General features: G+C 71.7%; 19 protein-coding genes. 12 read left to right on the top strand and 7 right to left on the bottom strand.

Annotated elements, in window-relative coordinates; genetic code table 11:
- Positions 1-25: 25 nt before the first annotated feature.
- The 3 genes from ACFHPP_RS03440 (at position 26) to ACFHPP_RS03430 (ending at position 1,886) form a co-directional block, all read left to right on the top strand.
- Positions 26-811, top strand: a complete 786-nt coding sequence (locus ACFHPP_RS03440) for a substrate-binding periplasmic protein (protein ID WP_437161869.1) — start codon at positions 26-28, stop codon at positions 809-811.
- Positions 812-879: 68 nt separating this feature from the next.
- Complete coding sequence (locus ACFHPP_RS03435; RefSeq protein ID WP_437161868.1) at positions 880-1,404, top strand: hypothetical protein; 525 nt, start codon at positions 880-882, stop codon at positions 1,402-1,404.
- Positions 1,401-1,886: a hypothetical protein gene (locus tag ACFHPP_RS03430; RefSeq protein WP_437161867.1), complete on the top strand. Its 486-nt coding sequence runs from the start codon at positions 1,401-1,403 to the stop codon at positions 1,884-1,886. The genes ACFHPP_RS03435 and ACFHPP_RS03430 overlap by 4 nt, the downstream gene beginning before the upstream one ends.
- 3 nt (positions 1,887-1,889) lie before the next feature.
- Here the strand turns inward: ACFHPP_RS03430 and ACFHPP_RS03425 are convergent, their stop codons facing one another.
- A complete protein-coding gene (locus ACFHPP_RS03425) occupies positions 1,890-3,176 on the bottom strand; it encodes a methyl-accepting chemotaxis protein (protein WP_437161866.1) in 1,287 nt (428 codons plus the stop codon).
- Between the two features lie 110 nt (positions 3,177-3,286).
- Between ACFHPP_RS03425 and ACFHPP_RS03420 the strand changes: the two genes are divergently transcribed.
- Positions 3,287-4,243 (top strand): acetyl-CoA carboxylase carboxyltransferase subunit alpha, encoded by a 957-nt coding sequence (locus ACFHPP_RS03420; RefSeq protein ID WP_437161865.1) that lies wholly within the window; start codon positions 3,287-3,289, stop codon positions 4,241-4,243.
- A gap of 69 nt (positions 4,244-4,312) precedes the next feature.
- Complete coding sequence (locus ACFHPP_RS03415) at positions 4,313-5,797, top strand: MFS transporter (protein ID WP_437161864.1); 1,485 nt, start codon at positions 4,313-4,315, stop codon at positions 5,795-5,797.
- An 84-nt stretch (positions 5,798-5,881) separates the two neighbouring features.
- Here the strand turns inward: ACFHPP_RS03415 and ACFHPP_RS03410 are convergent, their stop codons facing one another.
- Complete coding sequence (locus ACFHPP_RS03410; protein WP_437161863.1) at positions 5,882-6,451, bottom strand: hypothetical protein; 570 nt, start codon at positions 6,449-6,451, stop codon at positions 5,882-5,884.
- Between the two features lie 107 nt (positions 6,452-6,558).
- Between ACFHPP_RS03410 and ACFHPP_RS03405 the strand changes: the two genes are divergently transcribed.
- From ACFHPP_RS03405 to ACFHPP_RS03390, 4 genes are read left to right on the top strand one after another with little or no spacing between them, the layout of a single operon-like run.
- A complete protein-coding gene (locus ACFHPP_RS03405) occupies positions 6,559-7,314 on the top strand; it encodes an SDR family NAD(P)-dependent oxidoreductase (protein WP_437161862.1) in 756 nt (251 codons plus the stop codon).
- Positions 7,307-8,062, top strand: a complete 756-nt coding sequence (locus tag ACFHPP_RS03400) for an SDR family NAD(P)-dependent oxidoreductase (RefSeq protein WP_437161861.1) — start codon at positions 7,307-7,309, stop codon at positions 8,060-8,062. Before ACFHPP_RS03405 ends, ACFHPP_RS03400 begins: the two co-directional genes overlap by 8 nt.
- A gap of 15 nt (positions 8,063-8,077) precedes the next feature.
- Positions 8,078-8,902, top strand: coding sequence for a polysaccharide deacetylase family protein (locus tag ACFHPP_RS03395; RefSeq protein ID WP_437161860.1), 825 nt, complete (start codon positions 8,078-8,080; stop codon positions 8,900-8,902).
- A gap of 20 nt (positions 8,903-8,922) precedes the next feature.
- Positions 8,923-10,515 (top strand): ABC transporter substrate-binding protein, encoded by a 1,593-nt coding sequence (locus tag ACFHPP_RS03390; protein ID WP_437161859.1) that lies wholly within the window; start codon positions 8,923-8,925, stop codon positions 10,513-10,515.
- A gap of 10 nt (positions 10,516-10,525) precedes the next feature.
- Here ACFHPP_RS03390 and ACFHPP_RS03385 read toward each other — a convergent pair whose 3' ends face one another.
- The 3 genes from ACFHPP_RS03385 to ACFHPP_RS03375 all read right to left on the bottom strand — a co-directional run bounded on the left by ACFHPP_RS03385 (position 10,526) and on the right by ACFHPP_RS03375 (position 11,894).
- Positions 10,526-11,329 carry a class II aldolase/adducin family protein gene (locus ACFHPP_RS03385; protein ID WP_437161858.1) on the bottom strand — a complete coding sequence of 268 codons (804 nt, stop codon included), beginning with the start codon at positions 11,327-11,329 and terminating at the stop codon, positions 10,526-10,528.
- A 68-nt stretch (positions 11,330-11,397) separates the two neighbouring features.
- Positions 11,398-11,616, bottom strand: coding sequence for a DUF2171 domain-containing protein (locus tag ACFHPP_RS03380; protein WP_437161857.1), 219 nt, complete (start codon positions 11,614-11,616; stop codon positions 11,398-11,400).
- Positions 11,617-11,705: 89 nt separating this feature from the next.
- Complete coding sequence (locus ACFHPP_RS03375) at positions 11,706-11,894, bottom strand: DUF3008 family protein (RefSeq protein WP_437161856.1); 189 nt, start codon at positions 11,892-11,894, stop codon at positions 11,706-11,708.
- A gap of 125 nt (positions 11,895-12,019) precedes the next feature.
- Between ACFHPP_RS03375 and ACFHPP_RS03370 the strand changes: the two genes are divergently transcribed.
- The 3 genes from ACFHPP_RS03370 (at position 12,020) to ACFHPP_RS03360 (ending at position 14,955) form a co-directional block, all read left to right on the top strand.
- Positions 12,020-13,027, top strand: coding sequence for an SDR family oxidoreductase (locus ACFHPP_RS03370; RefSeq protein WP_437161855.1), 1,008 nt, complete (start codon positions 12,020-12,022; stop codon positions 13,025-13,027).
- 27 nt (positions 13,028-13,054) lie between these two features.
- Complete coding sequence (locus tag ACFHPP_RS03365) at positions 13,055-13,267, top strand: DUF2945 domain-containing protein (protein ID WP_430668165.1); 213 nt, start codon at positions 13,055-13,057, stop codon at positions 13,265-13,267.
- A 131-nt stretch (positions 13,268-13,398) separates the two neighbouring features.
- Positions 13,399-14,955 carry a diguanylate cyclase domain-containing protein gene (locus tag ACFHPP_RS03360; RefSeq protein WP_437161854.1) on the top strand — a complete coding sequence of 519 codons (1,557 nt, stop codon included), beginning with the start codon at positions 13,399-13,401 and terminating at the stop codon, positions 14,953-14,955.
- 18 nt (positions 14,956-14,973) lie between these two features.
- Here ACFHPP_RS03360 and ACFHPP_RS03355 read toward each other — a convergent pair whose 3' ends face one another.
- Complete coding sequence (locus ACFHPP_RS03355) at positions 14,974-16,602, bottom strand: ABC transporter substrate-binding protein (protein WP_437161853.1); 1,629 nt, start codon at positions 16,600-16,602, stop codon at positions 14,974-14,976.
- Between the two features lie 71 nt (positions 16,603-16,673).
- A complete protein-coding gene (locus ACFHPP_RS03350) occupies positions 16,674-17,447 on the bottom strand; it encodes an enoyl-CoA hydratase/isomerase family protein (protein ID WP_437161852.1) in 774 nt (257 codons plus the stop codon).
- Positions 17,448-17,536: the final 89 nt, after the last annotated feature.

Below are 17,536 nucleotides of genomic sequence, written 5' to 3'. Positions count from 1 at the left end.
TATTGAGGCGCGTCCGGGGTGGCAGATGGCCCAGTCCGCCACGGGTGATGCGCGGGCCTCCGCCGAGGCCCAGGCCCGCGCCGCGACCGCTGACCGCCTGTCCGCCATCCGCGGCCGCGGCGCCCTGCTGGCCTGCATCTGGCCGGACTACTTCGCGATTTCCTACCGCAACCCGCGCAACAACGAGATGGAAGGGCTCGACATCGACATGGCCCGCGCCCTGGCCAGCCGGCTGCAGGTGCGGCTGCGCTTCGTCGAGACCAATTTCGGGGAATTCCTCGACCGCGTCGAGGATGGCTCATGCGACATCGCCATGATGGGCGTCGGCATCACCCCGGCGCGGGCGCTGCGCGTCGCCTTCTCCAAGCCCTACATGGCCAGCGGCACCTATGCCGTGACCACCCGCACCAATACCCGCATCCAGAGCTGGGCGGACATCGACAGCCCGGGGACCGTGGTGGCGGTGGCGGCCGGGACGGTGATGGAGCCGCTGATGCGCGAAACCCTGCGGCAGGCCGAGTTGATGGTGGTGGTGCCGCCGCGGACCCGCGAGAGCGAAATCCTGTCCGGCCGCGCCGACGTGTTCATGTCGGACTTCCCCTACACCCGGCGCATGGTGCTGATGCATGACTGGGCCCGCGTCATCGAGCCGCCCCGGCGGTTCGGCGACACGCTGTATGCCTATGCGGTGCCGCGCGGCGACCAGGCCTGGCTGAACGAGGTCAACGCCTTCCTCGAAAGCACACGCGTCGACGGCAGCCTGGCGCGGTCGGCGCAGCGGCACGGGCTGACACCCATCATGCTGCCGTAACCCAGGGCCAACATTCCGGTCCACGACCCAGGGTTGCGGATGCGGGTGGGTTCCTCCATCCGGCATGCATGACCCCGGTAACAATCCTCCCGCTTCTGCTGACCGCCGCCCTTGCCCTGCCCGGCTGCGGCGCCCTGCTGTCGGAAGGCAGCAGCGCCGCGGCGGGTATCGGCGGCGCCAGCCTGGCCAATGCGGTGGGCGCCGGTGCCGCGGCCACCACCGGCATCGGCCTCGGCGTGCAGGCCGCCACCCGCGCCGGCGTGCAGTACGCCCAGCGCGAGGCGCAGCGGGACGCGCAACTGGCGGTGGCCGCCGCCGCCGGCCCGCTGGCGCCGGGCGGCGTCGCGCCCTGGAAGGTCGGCTATCGCGTCCCCATCCACCCGGACGAGGCCGGAGAGGTGACGGTCGCGCGGCTGATCGAGGCCGGCGGACTGCGCTGCAAGGAAATCGTATTCTCCGTCGAGGTGCCGCCGGCACGCGGTGCCACCGCCGCCGCCCGCGCCTTCTACACCGCCACCATCTGCCAGGACGGCACGACCTGGCGCTGGGCCACCGCCGAGCCGGCGACGGAACGCTGGGGCGCGCTGCAGTGAGGTGGTGCCTGCCGGCCGGCCTGGCCCTGGCGCTGGCCGGTTGCGGCCAGGTGGCGGATATCAGTGGCGCCGTGGCCGGCGGCGGCGCGGCGCTGGTGAGCAGCAACCCGGCGGTGGGCTACGCCGTCGGCATCAGCGTGCGGGCCGCGGTCTCGGCCGGGGTGGACGAGGTGATGAAGCGCCGGCAGCAGGCCGAACAGGACGCGCTGGCCTCCGTGATCGGCGGCCTGGAGCCAGGCGAAGTCCGCCCCTGGCAGATCCGCCACGCCATCCCGATCGGCAACCAGCAGGGCGAGGTGCGGCTGGTCCGGCGGCTGGACAATGCCCTGGCGGAATGCCGGGAGGCCGCTTTTTCGGTCGCCGAGGACAACACCTCGGCGGCACCGCGCCAATGGTTCCTCACCACCGCCTGCCGGCAGCAGGCGGGCTGGAAACGGGCCGCGGCGGAGCCGGCGACGGCGCGCTGGGGCGCGTTGCAGTAGCGCTCAGGCGGCCTTGATCCGGCCGAGGAAGCCATGCACCTGGTCTCGCAGCTTGCCGGCCTGGCCGGACAGGTCCCGCGCATCGCCCATGATCCGGCCGGACACCGTGCCGGTTTCCCGCGCCGCGGCGTTCACCGTGGCGATGCTGGCCGAGACGTCGTCCGTGCCCTGCGCCGCCTGCTGCACGCTGCGCGCGATCTCCCGCGTCGAGGCGCCCTGTTCCTCCACCGCCGCGGCGATGGCGGCGGCGCTCTCGTTCAGGTTCACGATGGTGGCGGCAACCTGCTGGATGGCCTTCGCCACGCTGTCGGTGGCCGCCTGCACGGCGTTGATGCGGGTGGTGATGTCCTCCGTCGCCTTGGCGGTCTGTGCCGCCAGGGTCTTCACCTCGCTGGCGACCACCGCGAAGCCCTTGCCGGCCTCGCCGGCCCGCGCGGCCTCGATGGTCGCGTTCAGCGCCAGCAGGTTGGTCTGGCCGGCGATGTCCGAGATCAGCTTCACCACGTCGCCGATGCGCCGCACGTCGCCGATCAGGCTTTCCACCACCACCGTCGCGCCACGCGCCTGCTCGGTGGCGGATTGCGTGGCGCCGGTGGAGCGCACCACCTGGCTGCCGATCTCCTGGATCGAGGCCGTCACCTGCTCCGTCGTCTCGGCGACGGACCGCACATTGCCGCTGGTCAGCGTGGCGGCGGAGGCGACGCTGCCGGTCTGGTCCAGGGTCCGGGCCGCGGCGGCGTTCATCGCCTGGGCATCCTGTTCCAGCCGGCTGGTGCCGGTCGCCACCTGCGCGACCAGGGCCAGCACCTCGGTCTCGAAGCTCTCGGCGATGCGGTGCAGCGTGGCCTTGTTGGTGGCCTCCGCCTTCATCGCGGCGTCGATGTCGACCAGCGACCCGCAGGCGCGGCGGGCCTTGCCGTTGGCATCCTGGATGACGCCGCCGGTGGCGCGGAACCAGCGGTAGCTGCCGTCCTTCACCTTCAGGCGGTAGGTGGTGTCATACACCTTGCCGCTGGCCAGCGATCCGCCGAAGGCCGCGAAGGTCTTCTCCACATCCTCCGGGTGCAGGCGGTCGGACCAGGATTGCACCTTGTCGGGGAACTCCGCGGCGCTGCCGAAGCCGCACAGCCGGCGGAACTCCGCCGACCAGGTCCAGCGCGCCTGCGGGTGCATCGGGTCGCCCTCATGCAGGATCGCGTCCCACAGGCCCACGCCCGCATGGCTCGACAGCGTGTCCAGCCACTCCGCCTTGATGGCGAGGTCCTTCGAACCGCGTTGGAATAACGACATTCGCTGGGGCTTTCCTGGGTGATGGCACAGTATGGGCTGCGGCGGTTTCGCAAGGCTTAAGGCGCGGCGCCCTTACCTCCCCGGCCAAATTCGGCTAACCCGCCTGCGCCATGCGCCAATTCCTGGATTTCGAAAAACCCATCGCCGAACTCGAAGGCAAGATCGAGGAGCTGCGCCGTACCACGGACGCCGGCGGCATCGACGTGGCCGAGGAGGTCGGCAAGCTGCGCGACAAGGCGCACAAGCTGCTGCTGGCCACCTACGCCAAGCTGACCCCCTGGCAGAAGGCGCAGATCGCCCGCCACCCGGAACGGCCGCACACCTCCGACTACATCGCCGGCCTGATCGAGGATTTTCTGCCGCTGGCCGGCGACCGCGCCTTCGCGGACGATCTGGCGGTGACCGGGGGCATGGGGCGGTTCCGCGGTCGTGCCGTCATGGTCATCGGGACGGAGCGCGGCCACGACACCGAAAGCCGCGTGAAGCACAATTTCGGCATGGCGCGGCCGGAGGGCTACCGCAAGGCACGCCGCCTGATGGAACTCGCCGGCCGCTTCGGCCTGCCCATCCTGTCCTTCGTCGACACCGCCGGCGCCTTCCCGGGCATCGAGGCGGAGGCGCGTGGCCAGGCGGAAGCCATCGCCCGCGCCATCGAGGCCGGCCTCGACGCCCCCGTGCCCTTCATCGCCACCATCATCGGCGAGGGTGGATCGGGCGGCGCCATCGCGCTGGCGGCGGCCGACCGCATCCTGATGCTGGAGCATTCCATCTACTCCGTCATCTCCCCGGAAGGCTGCGCCAGCATCCTGTGGCGCGACGCCGCCCAGGCCGCCACCGCCGCCGAGGCGCTGCGCCTGACGGCGGAGGACCTGCGCAAGCTGGCCCTGGTGGATGCCGTGATCGCGGAGCCGCTAGGCGGTGCGCATCGCGACCACCCCGCCATGCTGGCCGCCGTGTCCCGCCAGATCTCCGACAGCCTGGAGCCGCTGCTGGCGCTGGATGGCGCGACGCTCCGCGCCCGTCGTCGCGAGAAGTTTCTGGAAATGGGCCGCGCAGGGGTCGTCTGAGCGCCCGGCGGGTGGTTTGATCCCGCCCGCATGGCCCCTCCCGACTCCGCGTCGCCTCCGCCCCAGAGGGTGGCACCGACGGTGCCACCGGCGGAGTTGCGGCGGCTGTTCTTCCGCGTCTTCCCGGCCGTGGCCCTGGCCATGTTCGGCGCCGCGCTGGACCAGACCATCGTCGCCGCCGCCCTGCCCGCCATCGCCCGCAGCCTGGGGGATGTGGAGCGGATTTCCTGGATCGTGGTGCTGTACCTGGTGGCCAACACCGTGGCGGCGCCGGTCTATGGCCGGCTCGGCGATGCCTTCGGGCGGCAGCGCATGCTGCTGGTGGCGCTGGCGGTCTACGCAACGGGCGCCACGCTGTGTGCCTTCGCCGGGTCGCTGACCACGCTGGCGGCGGCGCGGGTGGTGCAGGGCTTCGGCGGCGGCGGCCTGATCTCGCTCTCCGTCGCGCTGATCGCGGAGGTGGTGCCGGCGCGGGAGCGCGGGCGCTTCCAGGCCTACATCGCCGCCGTCTTCACCACCGCCAGCGCGCTCGGACCCGTTCTGGGCGGGGTGATGACCGAGACGTTCGGCTGGCGCAGCATCTTCCTGCTGCAACTGCCGCTTTCGGCGCTGGCCGCCTGGCTGGCGGTGACGCGGCTCGGCGATGCGGCGCGTGGCCGGTCCAAGGGCTTCAGCTTCGATGGCTGGGGGCTGCTGTTGTTCGCCGCCTTCGTCGCGCCGGCGCTGATGGCGCTCGACCAGGCGCGGCAGTTGACCACCGGCCCATTGCTGGTCGCGGCAGGGCTGGCCGCCCTGGCCGGGCTGGCGCTGGTGCTGCTGCTGCGCTGGGAGAGGCGGGCGCCGGACCCGCTGCTGCCGCTCGGGCTGCTCGGCAACCCGACGGTCTGGCGCGCCAACCTGATGTCGGCCTGCGTCGCCGGCGCCTTCGTCGGCAGCATCGCCTTCCTGCCGATCTACTTCACCGCCGTGCGCGGCCTGTCCCCGGCCGCCGCCGGGCTGGCGCTGCTGCCGCTTTCGGCCTGCGCGGGCTTCGGCGCCATCACCTCCGGCACGCTGCTGGCGCGGACCGGGCTGCTGATGCGCTGGCCCGGCATCGGCCTTTCGGTTTCCGCGACGCTGCTGGCGGTGGTGTCGCTCGGCCTCGGCTGGCTGCCGCTGCCGGCGATGGCGGCGCTGCTCGGGCTGGTCTCGGCCGGCTTCGGAATGTCCTTTCCCATGGTGCAGGTCGCGGTGCAGGTGGCGGCGGGGGGCAGCCAGCTCGGCTCCGCCACCGCCTCCGTGCAGTTCACCCGATCGCTCGGCGCGGCGACCGGCACCGCGCTGCTGGGCGCGGTGCTGTTCGGCGCGCTGACGCTGGCCGGCGGCGACGCGACGCGGCTGTTCGTGGCGCTGGTGAACCAGGGGCCGCCGGCGCTGGCCGGCCTGGACGCCGCGGCGGAAGCGGCATTCCGGGCCGAGATGGTGGGCGCGTTCCGCGCCGTCTTCGCCACCGCCGCGGCGCTGGTGCTGTTCGGCGCCTGGCTGTCCACCCGGGTGCCGCTGCGCCGCGTCTAGGGTCGTAGCCGGTGCACCAGGTTCCGGCCTGCGGCCCGCCCGGCGTGTGAAGGGCACGAAGGTGAAGCCTTCGTGCGTGCGGTATCAGCCCTTGAAGGCCGCCTCCAGCTTCGCCAGCACCGCCGATTCGGCCGGCGAGACCGGGTCGACCAGGCCGAGGAAGCCACCCGCCGCCATCGCCACCCGCCGCGCCCGGCCCAGGATTTCCGCCTGCAGCGCCGCGCGCGCCTGTGGGTCCAGCCGTGCGGCGCTGGCGCGGACATAGTCGGTCCAGGTTTCCAGCAGGACCGGCGGCGGCGGCGCGGCCAGCCATTGGGTCAGCGCCTGGTAACCGGCGCCCTGCGGCGAGACGCCGGATTCGGCCGCGGCGCTCAGCAGCGCCGCGCGTTCCTTCGCATCCAGGCTGCCATCCGCCCAGGCCACCAGCACCAGCGGCACGACGGACAGCGCCGCCAGGCTGGCGGAATCCAGGCCGAGTGCCAGCAGCCGGTCGAGCACCGCCGGATCGGTGATGCCGGAGGACGCCGCCAGCGCCTCCCGCTTCGTCATCGCCTCGGCGGCCTCCCGCTGCTGGCGGCGCCAGGCCTCGGTCTGCTGCGCGAAGAACGCCTCCTCCAAGGCGCGGCGCCGGTCGTCCATGAATTCGTGGCTCATCGTCCGTCTCCTGGGCGTCACAACGCCGGATGATATCGCAGATCCGTCCTCTTGACCCACATCGTCGCGACCTGAACGCTGCATGCTCCATCGGATGGGTTGGCAGGATGTCCCATCGTTTCGAAGGCCGCATCGGGCTGGTCACCGGCGCCGCCTCCGGTCTCGGCCGTGACGCGGCGCTGGCGCTGGCGGCGGAGGGTGCGCGGCTGGTGCTGTTCGACCGCGACGCGGCCGGGCTGGCCGAGACGCAAGGCCGTTGTGCCGGCGCGGTGGCGGTCGCCGGCGATGTCTCGCAGGCCGCCGACATGGACCGCGCGGCGGCGGCGCTGGATGCGCTGGGGCCGGTGACGCTGCTGGTCACCGCCGCCGGGATGCTCGGGCCGATCCTGCCGCTGGCGCAGGTTGCCGAAGCCGATTGGGACCGGGTCTTCGCGGTGAATGTGAAGGGCACCTGGCTGGCACTGAAGGCCGCGCTGCCACGCATGATCGCGGCCGGCGGCGGCGCGGTGGTGACGGTGGCCTCCGGCGCCGGGCTGGTCGGCAATGCGGTGTTCCCCGCCTATTCCGCCAGCAAGGGCGCGGTGGTGCTGATGACCCGCAGCGTCGCCGCCAGCCACGCCGCGCAGGGCATCCGCGCCAACGCCGTCTGCCCCGGCCAGATCGAGACGCCGATGCTGCGCGGCGTCTTTTCGGCACTTGGCGACCGCGCCGCGTCGGTGGAAGCCACCTTCCGCGCCCGCAATCCCTCCGGACGGTTCGGGGAGGTGCCGGAGGTGACGGCGGCGGTGCTGTTCCTGCTGAGCGACGCGGCCGGCTACATCAACGGCACGGCGCTGCCCATCGATGGGGGCCGGCTTGCCTGAGACCGGACGCTTCCCTGGCCGCTTCGCCGTGGTGACGGGCGCCGCACGCGGCATCGGCGCGGCGATCGCGGCGCGGCTGCGGGCGGAGGGTGCTTCGGTGCTGCTGGTCGATCGCGACGCGGCGGTGACGGAAACGGCCGCGGCGCTCGGGGCCGCAGCGCTGGTGCTGGACGTGGCGGAGGCCGGCGCGGGCGCGCGCATCGCGGCCGCGGCACCTGGCCGCATCGACCTGCTGGTGAACAATGCCGGCATCGGCGGCTCCCGCCCCCTGGCGCAGTCCGATGACGCGCTGCTGGCGCGGCTGCTGGATGTGAACCTCGGCGCCGTGCTGCGGGTGACGCGCGAGGTGCTGCCGCTGCTGCCACGGCCGGGCGGCTGCATCGTCAACGTCGCCTCCGTCTTCGGCATCGCCGGGCAGCCGGGCACCACGGGCTATGCGGTGGCGAAGGCGGGCGTCGCGCAGTTCACGCGGACGCTGGCGGCGGAGCTTGGCCCGCAGGGCATCCGCGTCAACGCCGTGGCGCCTGGCGTCATCGCCACCGCCATGACCGAGGGCTTCCTGCGCGACGACTGGTACCGGCGCGGCATGGTCCAGGCGGCACCCTTGCGCCGTGCCGGGACGCCCGACGAAGTGGCCGCCGTCGTCGCCTTCCTGGCTTCGGCGGATGCCTCCTTCGTGACGGGCCAGGTGCTCGCCGTCGATGGCGGCTGGCTTTCCGCGCGCCACGCACCGCGCGAGGATGACTGAGCAGGAGGATTGCCGATGGACATGCGGGTGAAATGGCCGAACGGGGCGCGCTGCGCCGTGGCGCTGACCTTCGACTTCGATGCGGAGACGCTGTGGCTGTCCCGCGACCCGTCGAACGCACGCCGCCCCGGCACGCTGAGCCAGGGCGTCTACGGCGCCAGGGTCGGCGTGCCGAAGATCCTGGAGACGCTGGGCGAGGCCGGCGTGAAGGGCACCTTCTTCATCCCCGGCTGGACCGTGGAACACCACACCGACCGCGCAGAGATGATTTTGCGCCAGGGCCACGAGATCGGGCACCACAGCTACTCCCACGCCTGGCCCGACCCGGACGCGCCCGAGAAGGATATCGAGGAGATGGAGCGTGGCCTCGACAGCCTGAAGCGCGTGCTCGGCGTGGTGCCGAAGGGCTATCGTTCGCCGGCCGGGGAGACGACGGACGAGCTGGTGCGGCAGCTCGACAGGCACGGCTTCCTGTACGACAGCTCGATGATGGGCGACGTGAACCCGTACCGGCTGCCGCATCCGGATGGCGGGCGGCAATTGGTGGAACTGCCCTATCACTGGTCGCTGGACGATGCGCCCTTCATGCTGTTCAGCGTGAAGACGCCGCGCCCGATCATGACCAACAGCCACATCCGCGAGGTCTGGCAGGAGGAATTTCGTGAAATTCATCGCTGGGGCGGCTTCTACAACCTGGTGATGCACCCGCAGCTTTCCGGCCGCCCCAGCCGCATCGCGCTGCTGCGCGAGATGATCGCCTTCATCCGCGGCTTCGAGGGCGTCTGGTTCGCCACCTGCTCCGAGATCGCCGAGGCCTGGGCCGCGCAAGAAACCCGTTGACGCAGAAGGACACGACGAACATGCAGATCACCAGGCGACAGGCGCTGGCGGGTGCCGGCATCACCATCCTCGGCAGCGGCGGGGCGGCACGGGCGCAGGCGGCGCCGTTCCGCTTCATCGTCAATGTCGGGTTGCAGAACCTCGACCCGATCTCCAGCCCCTCCTTCGTCACGCGCAATTTTGCCTACCTCGTCTTCGACACGCTGGTCTCGATGGACAGCAAGGGCGATTACAAGCCGCAGATGCTGCAGGGTTGGGAGACCAGCGCGGACCGGCTGACCTGGACCTTCGCGCTGCGCCCGGGCCTCGCCTTCCACGATGGCAGCCCGGTGACGGCGGAGGATTGCGTCGCCTCCCTGAAGCGCTGGGGCGGCCGTGATTCGATCGGACGGCGCCTGATGGCGGCGACGGAAAGCCTGGCGGCGACGGATCAGCGCCAGTTCGTGCTGAAGTTGGCAAAACCGTTCGGCGGGGTGCTGGAGGCGCTGGGCAAGCCCTCCGTCCACGTACCCTTCATCATGCCCGCCCGCATCGCCACCGCCACGCCGCCCTCGCAGCAGGTGCCGGAGATCATGGGCAGCGGCCCCTTCACCTTCGACCGTGCCGCCTGGGTGCCCGGGGAGCGGGCCAGCTTCCGCCGCAATGCCCGCTACGTGCCGCGCGACGAGGCGCCGGACGGCCTGGCCGGCGGCAAGGTCGCGAAGCTCGATCGCGTCGAGATGGCGACGATGTCCGACCCCGGCCTGCGCGTCGCGGCGTTGCAGACCGGGGAGGTGGACTACCTGGAATACGCGCCGGTGGACTACCTGCCGCGCCTGCGCACCAACCGGCAGATGACCATCGCCCAGGCCGGCGGCCAGGCGGAGCTGATGTACTGCGCCAGCCTGAACCACTACCTGCCGCCCTTCGACAACGTGCTGGTGCGCCGCGCCGTGCAGCAGGCGCTGGACCGGCGGGAGGTGCTGGCCGGCGCCGGCTTCGGCGAGGGCCTGGGCCAGCCCGATTGCGCGTCCCTGTTCATGTGCGGCGCGCCCTACAGCAGCACGGTGGGCGCGGAGGAGGTGGCGCAGCCGAGCCTCGACCGGGCCAAGGCCTTGTTGCAGCAGGCCGGCTACACCAACCAGCGCGTCGTGCTGCTGCACCCGGCGGACAGCCCGCTGCTGAACCCTTACGGCCTGGTGATGATCGACCGGCTGAAGCGCGCCGGCTTCAACCTGGATGTGCAGGCCAGCGACTGGGCCAGCATCGCGCAGCGCTGGGTGCAGCGGCAGCCGCTGGACCAGGGCGGCTGGAACATCGTGCCGGTGGTCTATACCGGCTTCGACCTGGCGAACCCGCTGTCCAACATGGGCGTCGGCTTCAACTGCACGGACAACCAGCCCTGGGGCTACTGCGACGCGGCGATGACGCCGGTGATCCAGCAGTTCGAGGCGGAGAGCGACCCGGCCAAGCGGCGCGAGCTGGCCGGCCAGTTGCAGAAGCTGTCCTACGCGGCGGCGACCTTCCCGATCGCCGGGCAGTTCCGCAGCCCTGCCGTGTGGCGCTCCGAACTGCGCGGGGTCATCGATTTCGGCTTCCCGGTGATCTGGAACATCGAGAAGCCGGCGCGCTGACGCGGTCGCGTCAATCCCAGTAGGGCGGGAAGCCGGAGTTCTTCTGGTCGGCTTCCAGCTGCCGCAGCATGGCGTGCCATTCCAGCACGCCATAGGGCCGCCGCGCGCCCGGCTGGTACAGATGCGCGGTCTTGGAGAGGATCTCCTCGCCCGGCATGGTCAGCTCGGTGCGCGCCGCCATCGCATCCACCTGCGCGCGGCAGGACATCTCCAGCTGGTACATGGTGTTGAAGGCCTGCGGCAGCGTCGCGCCGCAGGTCAGCAGCCCATGATTGCGGAACACCAGCGCATCATGCGCGCCGAGGTCGGCGACGATGCGCTCACGTTCGGACAGGTCCACCGCCGGGCCTTCGTAGTCGTGGTAGCCGAGGTGGCCGACGAAGCGGATGGAGGTCTGGCTCATCGGCAGCAGGCCGCACTTCATCGCGGCCACCGCCATGCCGGCGCGGGTGTGGGTGTGGATCACCGCCGCCACGTCCGGCCGCGCCTTGTGGATGGCGCCATGGATCACGTAGCCGGATTTGTTGATGCCGTAGTCGGTGTCGGGCTTCCACAGGATGTTGCCCTCGACGTCGATCTTCACCAGCGAGGTCGCGGTGATCTCCCGGTACAGCAGCCCGTACAGGTTGATCAGCAGGTGGTCGGTGCCGGGGATGCGCAGCGTGATGTGGTTGTAGATCAGGTCCGTCATCGCATAGGCGTCCATCAGCCGGTAGCAGGCTGCCAGGTCCAGGCGCGCCTGCCACTCAACTGCGCTCACCTCGTCCCGGACGGAGGGCCAGTCGGTGTGGTAGCGCGGGGCCGCGTGATCCATCTTCGGTGTCCTTCCCCAGGTCGCGCCAGCATCGCCCGCGGCCGCAGGTGGGGCAATGGCGGCGGCGCTCAGCCGTCCCGTGCCGCCAGCGCCCGGGCGCGATCCGCCGGGATGTTCAGCCGCAGCCCGGCCGCGGAGACGGAGGCGATCGCCGTCACCGGCAGGCTGATGCCGCGCGGCGACGATCGCAGCCGGATGCGGTCGCCCTCCAGCCGGTCCAGGATCCCGACGAGCGTGCCGTCGCTGCCAAGGATCGGCATCGGGTCGCCGGATGCGTCGCCAGCCATCGCGTGGACTCCCGCCCATGTCCGTACGGCGACAACGACCCGAAGCCGCGCGGGATGCAGCATGTGCGGCATCGTTCCGCGTCCTGCGTTCAATCCTTCTTGTCACGCTCCGGCAGGCTCCGGCGCGGCGCCGCAGCCAGGTCGTGCAGCTCCTTCTCCGTCATCGACTTGGCCATGCTTTTCGAGGCCCCCTTCAGGCTGGCTTTCGGCGTATCCCCGCGCTTCGCGGCCAGTGCCGCGCCCGCCGCCTTCTGCTGCTTCTGCGATTTCGCCGGCACGTCATCCTCCCCGGGCCTTGGCTGCCGCTGCAACGCAGGGACGGCGCATCCGTCTCGGCCTCGGATGTAACCCACGCGCGCCGCAGGCTTTGGCGCAGGCACACGGCCAGCAGGAGCCAGCGCCGATGACGGACGACGAGACATCCGCCACCTCCCGACGCCTCGTGCTGGGCAGCGGCCTGGCGGCGGCGCCGGTGCTGATGGGGGCGATGCCGGCCGGCGCGCAGCCCGCGCCGGCCGCCAGCCAGCAGCCCATCCTCACCGACCCGCGGGAGAAATTCCCGAAGCCGCCCTTCCCGCGGCAGGAACAGGAATGGCCGGGCCTGGCCGCGCGGATGCAGCCGCGCCCGGACCATGGCGAGACCAGCATCCGCGGCTCCGGCCGCCTCACCGGCCGCAAGGCGCTGCTGACCGGCGGCGATTCCGGCATCGGCCGCGCCGCCGCCATCGCCTATGCGCGGGAGGGTGCCGACGTCGCCATCAACTACCTGCCGGCCGAGGAGGAAGACGCGCGGGAGGTGATGGCGCTGATCCGCGACGCCGGCCGCAAGGCCGTGGCCCTGCCGGGCGACATCCGCGACGAGGGATTCTGCGAACGCCTCGTGGATGATGCCCGGCACGAGCTGGGCGGCCTCGACATCCTGGTGAACAACGCCGCGCGGCAATCGGCGCAGCGCAGCATCCTCGACATCAGCACGGAGCAGTTCGACGCCACCTTCCGCACCAACGCCTATGCGATGTTCTGGATCACCAAGGCGGCGCTGCCGCACATGCCGCCGGGCTCCGCCATCATCAACACCGCCTCCGTCGTCGCCTACGACCCGCCGGCGATGCTGCTGGACTACGCCGCGACCAAGGCCGCGATCATCGCCTTCACCCAGGCGCTGGCGAAGCAGGTGGCGGATCGCGGCATCCGGGTGAACGCCGTGGCGCCAGGCCCGTTCTGGACACCGCTGCAGCCGAGTGGCGGCCAGATGCCGGATGCGCTGCCGCAATTCGGCGCCGAGTCGCCGCTCGGCCGGCCAGGCCAGCCGGTGGAACTGGCGCCGGTCTTCGTCATGCTCGCGGCCAACGATGCCAGCTACGCCAGCGGCGGCGTGTTCGGCAGCACCGGCGGCCGACCCGGACCCTGATGCACCGGACCCAGAGGAGAAACCGACATGACCGATGAACTGAAGCCCGGCGACAAGGTCGCCTGGAAGACCAGCCAGGGCACCACGCAAGGCGAGGTGGTGCGGAAGCAGACCAGCCCGACCCACATCAAGTCCCACAAGGTCGCCGCCTCGCCGGAGGATCCGCAATACATCGTGGAATCCGACAAGACCGGCGCAAAGGCGGCTCACAAGCCGGAGGCACTGCGCCGCCGAAGCTGAAGCGGCGATTGTCATGTTGCGGTGCACCCCGCGTGGATGCCAGTATTTGACTTCGGTCTCCGCGAGCGCCTCAATCGGAGGTCACCGTCACATCCCGCGGTCCATTCCCCCATGCGCCACCTGTCCATCCCGTGCTGAAGCATGCCGAGCCGGTACAGGGGGCCCCCGCGGCGGAGCGGCGCGGCGCGGCCGCCCGCTTCATCGCGGGCGCGGGGGCCTGGGGCCTGGTCGGCGCCAACCTGCTAGTGGCGGCGCTCTATGCCGGATTGGGTGCTGCGGCGGGGGTGTTCTTCGCGCGCTTCGGGCTGTTCCCTTCGCCCATCTGGCTGCCGGCGGCCGTCGCCACCGTGGCCTGCCTGGTGGGCGGCTTTCGGCTGGTGCCAGGGCTGTTCCTTGGTGCCCTGGCGGTGAACCACCTGTTGCTGTCCGCGCCGCTGGCAACGGCGGCGCTGATCGGCGTGACGAACAGCCTGGGCCCCCTGGCCGGCGCGGTGCTGACCCGGGCGCTGCGGCCGCCCACCGGCCTGTTCACCCGGCTGCGCGGCGTGTTCGGCTTCCTGGCCGGCAGCGTGGTGCTGCACGCCGCGATCACCAGCGGCGGCGGCACCCTGGCCCTGGTGTTCGCCGGCGGGTTGCCGCCGGACGCCGCCTATGCGGTCGCCACCGGCTGGCTGCTGAGCGATGCCGGCGGCGTCTTCTTCGCGGCCCCCGCGCTGATGCTGTGGCTCGGCGCGGAGCGCACGCCGGCGAGCCCCGGCACGGTCGCGGGGCCGGCAGATGGGCTGGTGCTGGCGGCCACCGCGGCCCTTGCCGCTCTGGTCTTCGCGCTGCCGCCGGCCGAGGCCCGGCTGGTGCAGCCGGAGGCCGTGTTCCTGCTGACCATCCCCATCACCTGGGTGACGCTGCGCATTTCCCTGCGCGCCGCCTACACGCTGCTGACGCTGGTGTCCGTTGTCGCGACCATCGGCACCCTGGCCGGCCTTGGCCCGTTCCAGCCGGAGGTCGTGGCCAACCCGCTGCGCGCCGTCGGCATGATGATCGTGCTGATGGCGACCAATGCGCTGGCGCTGATGGCCCTGCTGAGCGAACGGCGGGAGGCCGAGGCGTGGCTTGCCGGCAGCAACACGCGCCTGGTCGCGGAGGTCGCGGCCCGCACCGCGGAGCTGTGCCACCGGGCCGAGACGGACGACCTGACCGGCATCGGCAACCGCGGCCATTTCCTGCGCCGCCTGGACGCCGCCTTCGCCGAGGCCCGGCGGGATGGCGCGGCGCTGGCGCTGCTGGTGCTGGACCTCGACCATTTCCGGCCGCTGAACGACACGCGCGGCCATGCCGCCGGCGATGCGGCGCTGTGCGACGTCGCCCGCATCTGCACCGCGCAGCTGGAGGGCTGGAGCGCCATCCTCGGGCGCCTGGGGGGCGAGGTCTTCGCCATCGCGCTGCCCGGTGCCGGACCCACCGAGGCGGCCGCCCTGGCAGAAGGGCTGCGCGCCGCCATCGCCCGGCACAGCTTCCGCTTCGAGAACGACCAGGTGCCGGCACGCCTGACGGTGAGCCTCGGCGTCACCGCCCTGCTGCCGGGTGATGCCGCGGTGTTCCTGGCCAAGGCGCGCGGCCGCAACCGCGTGGAGCTGCGGCTGGTCAGCGGCGTGCCGCAGGAAATGCGCGCCAGCAACCTGTCGCGGTAGCTGGCGCGGGCCGGTCTCCTATCGGCGCATGCGGACGTGGCGCAGTTCCAGGTCCTCATTCGCCCGCAGCGGCAACTCCGCGACGGTGTCCCGCACGCCGAAGATCTGCGGCTCCTGGTGCAGCGGCACCATCGGCACCAATTCCTGGAAGCGCGCCCAGTACTGGCCGGACAGGTCCTGGCGCTTCGCCTGGTCGGTTTCCACCGCGATCTGGCGCAGCAGTTCCGCCATGCGGTCGTCCTGGAAGCCGCCCCAGTTGAACGAACCCTCGCCGAGCAGTTCGCGGCCCGGGTTGGTGATGTCGAAGTTCCCCGGCGTCCAGCCCAGCAGGTAGAACATGTACTCCTTGTTGGCGCCGCGCTGCAGGAAGCGGCCGAAGGGGATGCTGTCCAGCCGCGCCTGGATGCCGATGCGCTGCAACATCGCGACGGCCGCCTGGCAGATCGCCTCGTCGTTCACGTAGCGGTTGTTCGGGCAGCTCAGGGTCAGCGGGAAGCCGTTCGGGAAGCCGGCCTCGGCCAGCAGGCGGCGGGACGCGGCGGCATCGAAGGGCAGGCGGGCATTCTGCGCCTCGACGAAGCCGCTGATCGCCGTGCCGATCGGCAGGCCGGAGGCGATGGTGGAGTTGCGCAGGATCACGCGGGTGATCGTGCCCATGTCGATCGCCTGGTAGATCGCGCGGCGCACGCGCACGTCGCGCAGCGGGTTGGGCGTGCCGGGCGCATCCACGTTCTCCGCACGGGCCACGTCGAAGGCGAAGTAGATGGTCCGCGCCGTCGGCCCCTGGATCAGCCGGAGGCCGGGTGCCTGCGACACGCGCGGCACGTCCTGCAGCGGCACGTGGTACATCGCGTCCAGCTCGCCGGTCAGCAGCGCCGCGACGCGGGTCGGCGGGCTGGCGACGGGGCGGAACACCGCGCGGGTGATGCCGTGCGCCGCCTGGTCCCACCACTCCGGGTTCGGCACCAGCACGGTGCGTTCATCCGCCCGGCGCTCCGTCACGCGGAAGGGGCCGGTGCCGTTGGCGTTGAGCTGCACGAAGGTGCTGGTGGCGCCGGGCTGGCCGGCGCGCGCCACGGCCATGGCGTTGTTCGCCTCGATCCAGGCCTTGCTGGTGATGAAGAACAGCGTCAGGTCCTGCAGCAGGATCGGGTTCGGCCCGCGCGTCTCGAATTCCACCGTGTGGTCGTCGATGGCGCGCACGGCGGCGACGGACTGCACGACATAGGCCATGTCGTTCTGCTTCACGCGTTCCGCCGCATGCACCACGTCGGCCGCGGTGAAGGCCTCGCCGCCGTGGAACTTCACGCCCTGGCGCAGGTGGAACCGCCAGGTGGTGGGGGAGGTCATTTCCCACCGCGTGGCCAGCGCGGGGGAGAGCGAGCCATCCGGCTCGCGCCGCACCAGCGGCTCATAGACGTTGGACTTCATGGCGTTGGTGACGCCATGGTTGTTGGCGTGCGGGTCCAGGCCGAGGATGTCGTTGGCGGTGGCCCAGGTGAAGGTGCTGGCCTGCGCCGGCGCGAAGGCCGGCAGCGCGGCCGGCGCGGCGGCGAGCACCGCCCCCAGCGCGAGGGCGCCGACGGCGCCCTTCAGCGTGGCGCGGACGGCGCCCTTCAGCGTGGCGCGGAAGGTTTTACGCAACATGATTGCCTGTTTCCCTGTCTTGGCAGGGCGGCAGGATGCTTCGGCGGGGTGGCGCCTGTCCAGGCGGACCGTCAGGGCTTCGCCTTGTCGAGGAACCCCTGCATCACCCGCTGCGGCTCGCCATCCGTGAAGGCTTCCCGGTGCAGCGCGCGGGCGGCGCGGAAGGTGTCCTCGAAGCCCGGCTGCGTCGCCATGCGGATGCGCGCCTTGTTCAGCCGGAAGGCGAGCTTCGGCTTCGCCGCCAGCTCCGCGGCAAGCCCCAGCGCGCGCGGCAGCACCTCGGCCTCCGGCACCAGGTGGTGCAGCAGGCCGATGCGGTGGCACTCCTCGGCAGGCACCATGCGGCCGGTCAGCACCAGCTCCGTGGCGCGGGACAGACCCAGCATCTCCCGGATGATCCAGAAGCCCATGGCGCTGACCATGCCGGAATTGATCTCCGGCTGGCCCAGGCTGGACCCGGCATGACCGATGCGGAGGTCGCACAGCAGGGCGACGTGGAAGGCGGACCCGGCGGCGAGGCCGTTCAGCGCGCAGACCAGCGGCTTCTCGAAGCGGCGGATGGCGCCGTACAGGCTCTCCCACTCCCCGATCCAGGCCTCGGCGCGGTCGCCGTCGAAGGTCGCGCCCTCATTCAGGTCCTGGCCCGCGCAGAAGGCGCGCGGGCCGGTGCCGGTCAGCACCACCGCCTCCACCGCGGCCTCGGCGGCGGCATCGGCCAACAGATGCAGCAGGCGGGCGCGCATCGGGGCGTCCCAGGCGTTCAGGCGGCGCGGGCGGTTCAGCGTGATGAGCAGGATGCCGGATCGGATCTCGGCGAGCACGTGGTCGTCGGCGGTCTCGGACATGCGGATCCCGTTCCAGGCAGTCCTGACGGGATAGCGGCGAATCGCGTGCGATCCCAGGCCGGGAGGTGGGCCCGATCGACCCCAGGGAC

This window comes from Falsiroseomonas sp. E2-1-a20 (genome assembly GCF_051433195.1).
Lineage (GTDB): Bacteria > Pseudomonadota > Alphaproteobacteria > Acetobacterales > Acetobacteraceae > Falsiroseomonas.
Note: the sequence above shows the minus strand (reverse complement) of the source record. Positions and strands in the feature narration are given on the sequence as shown.

Coding starts and splice junctions, on each gene's coding strand:
- ACFHPP_RS03440 (WP_437161869.1), top strand. CDS start 26: ATGGCCCAGTCCGCCACGGGTGATGCGCGGGCCTCCGCCGAGGCCCAG.
- ACFHPP_RS03435 (WP_437161868.1), top strand. CDS start 880: ATGACCCCGGTAACAATCCTCCCGCTTCTGCTGACCGCCGCCCTTGCC.
- ACFHPP_RS03425 (WP_437161866.1), bottom strand. CDS start 3,176: ATGTCGTTATTCCAACGCGGTTCGAAGGACCTCGCCATCAAGGCGGAG.
- ACFHPP_RS03420 (WP_437161865.1), top strand. CDS start 3,287: ATGCGCCAATTCCTGGATTTCGAAAAACCCATCGCCGAACTCGAAGGC.
- ACFHPP_RS03410 (WP_437161863.1), bottom strand. CDS start 6,451: ATGAGCCACGAATTCATGGACGACCGGCGCCGCGCCTTGGAGGAGGCG.
- ACFHPP_RS03405 (WP_437161862.1), top strand. CDS start 6,559: ATGTCCCATCGTTTCGAAGGCCGCATCGGGCTGGTCACCGGCGCCGCC.
- ACFHPP_RS03395 (WP_437161860.1), top strand. CDS start 8,078: ATGGACATGCGGGTGAAATGGCCGAACGGGGCGCGCTGCGCCGTGGCG.
- ACFHPP_RS03390 (WP_437161859.1), top strand. CDS start 8,923: ATGCAGATCACCAGGCGACAGGCGCTGGCGGGTGCCGGCATCACCATC.
- ACFHPP_RS03385 (WP_437161858.1), bottom strand. CDS start 11,329: ATGGATCACGCGGCCCCGCGCTACCACACCGACTGGCCCTCCGTCCGG.
- ACFHPP_RS03380 (WP_437161857.1), bottom strand. CDS start 11,616: ATGGCTGGCGACGCATCCGGCGACCCGATGCCGATCCTTGGCAGCGAC.
- ACFHPP_RS03370 (WP_437161855.1), top strand. CDS start 12,020: ATGACGGACGACGAGACATCCGCCACCTCCCGACGCCTCGTGCTGGGC.
- ACFHPP_RS03365 (WP_430668165.1), top strand. CDS start 13,055: ATGACCGATGAACTGAAGCCCGGCGACAAGGTCGCCTGGAAGACCAGC.
- ACFHPP_RS03355 (WP_437161853.1), bottom strand. CDS start 16,602: ATGTTGCGTAAAACCTTCCGCGCCACGCTGAAGGGCGCCGTCCGCGCC.
- ACFHPP_RS03350 (WP_437161852.1), bottom strand. CDS start 17,447: ATGTCCGAGACCGCCGACGACCACGTGCTCGCCGAGATCCGATCCGGC.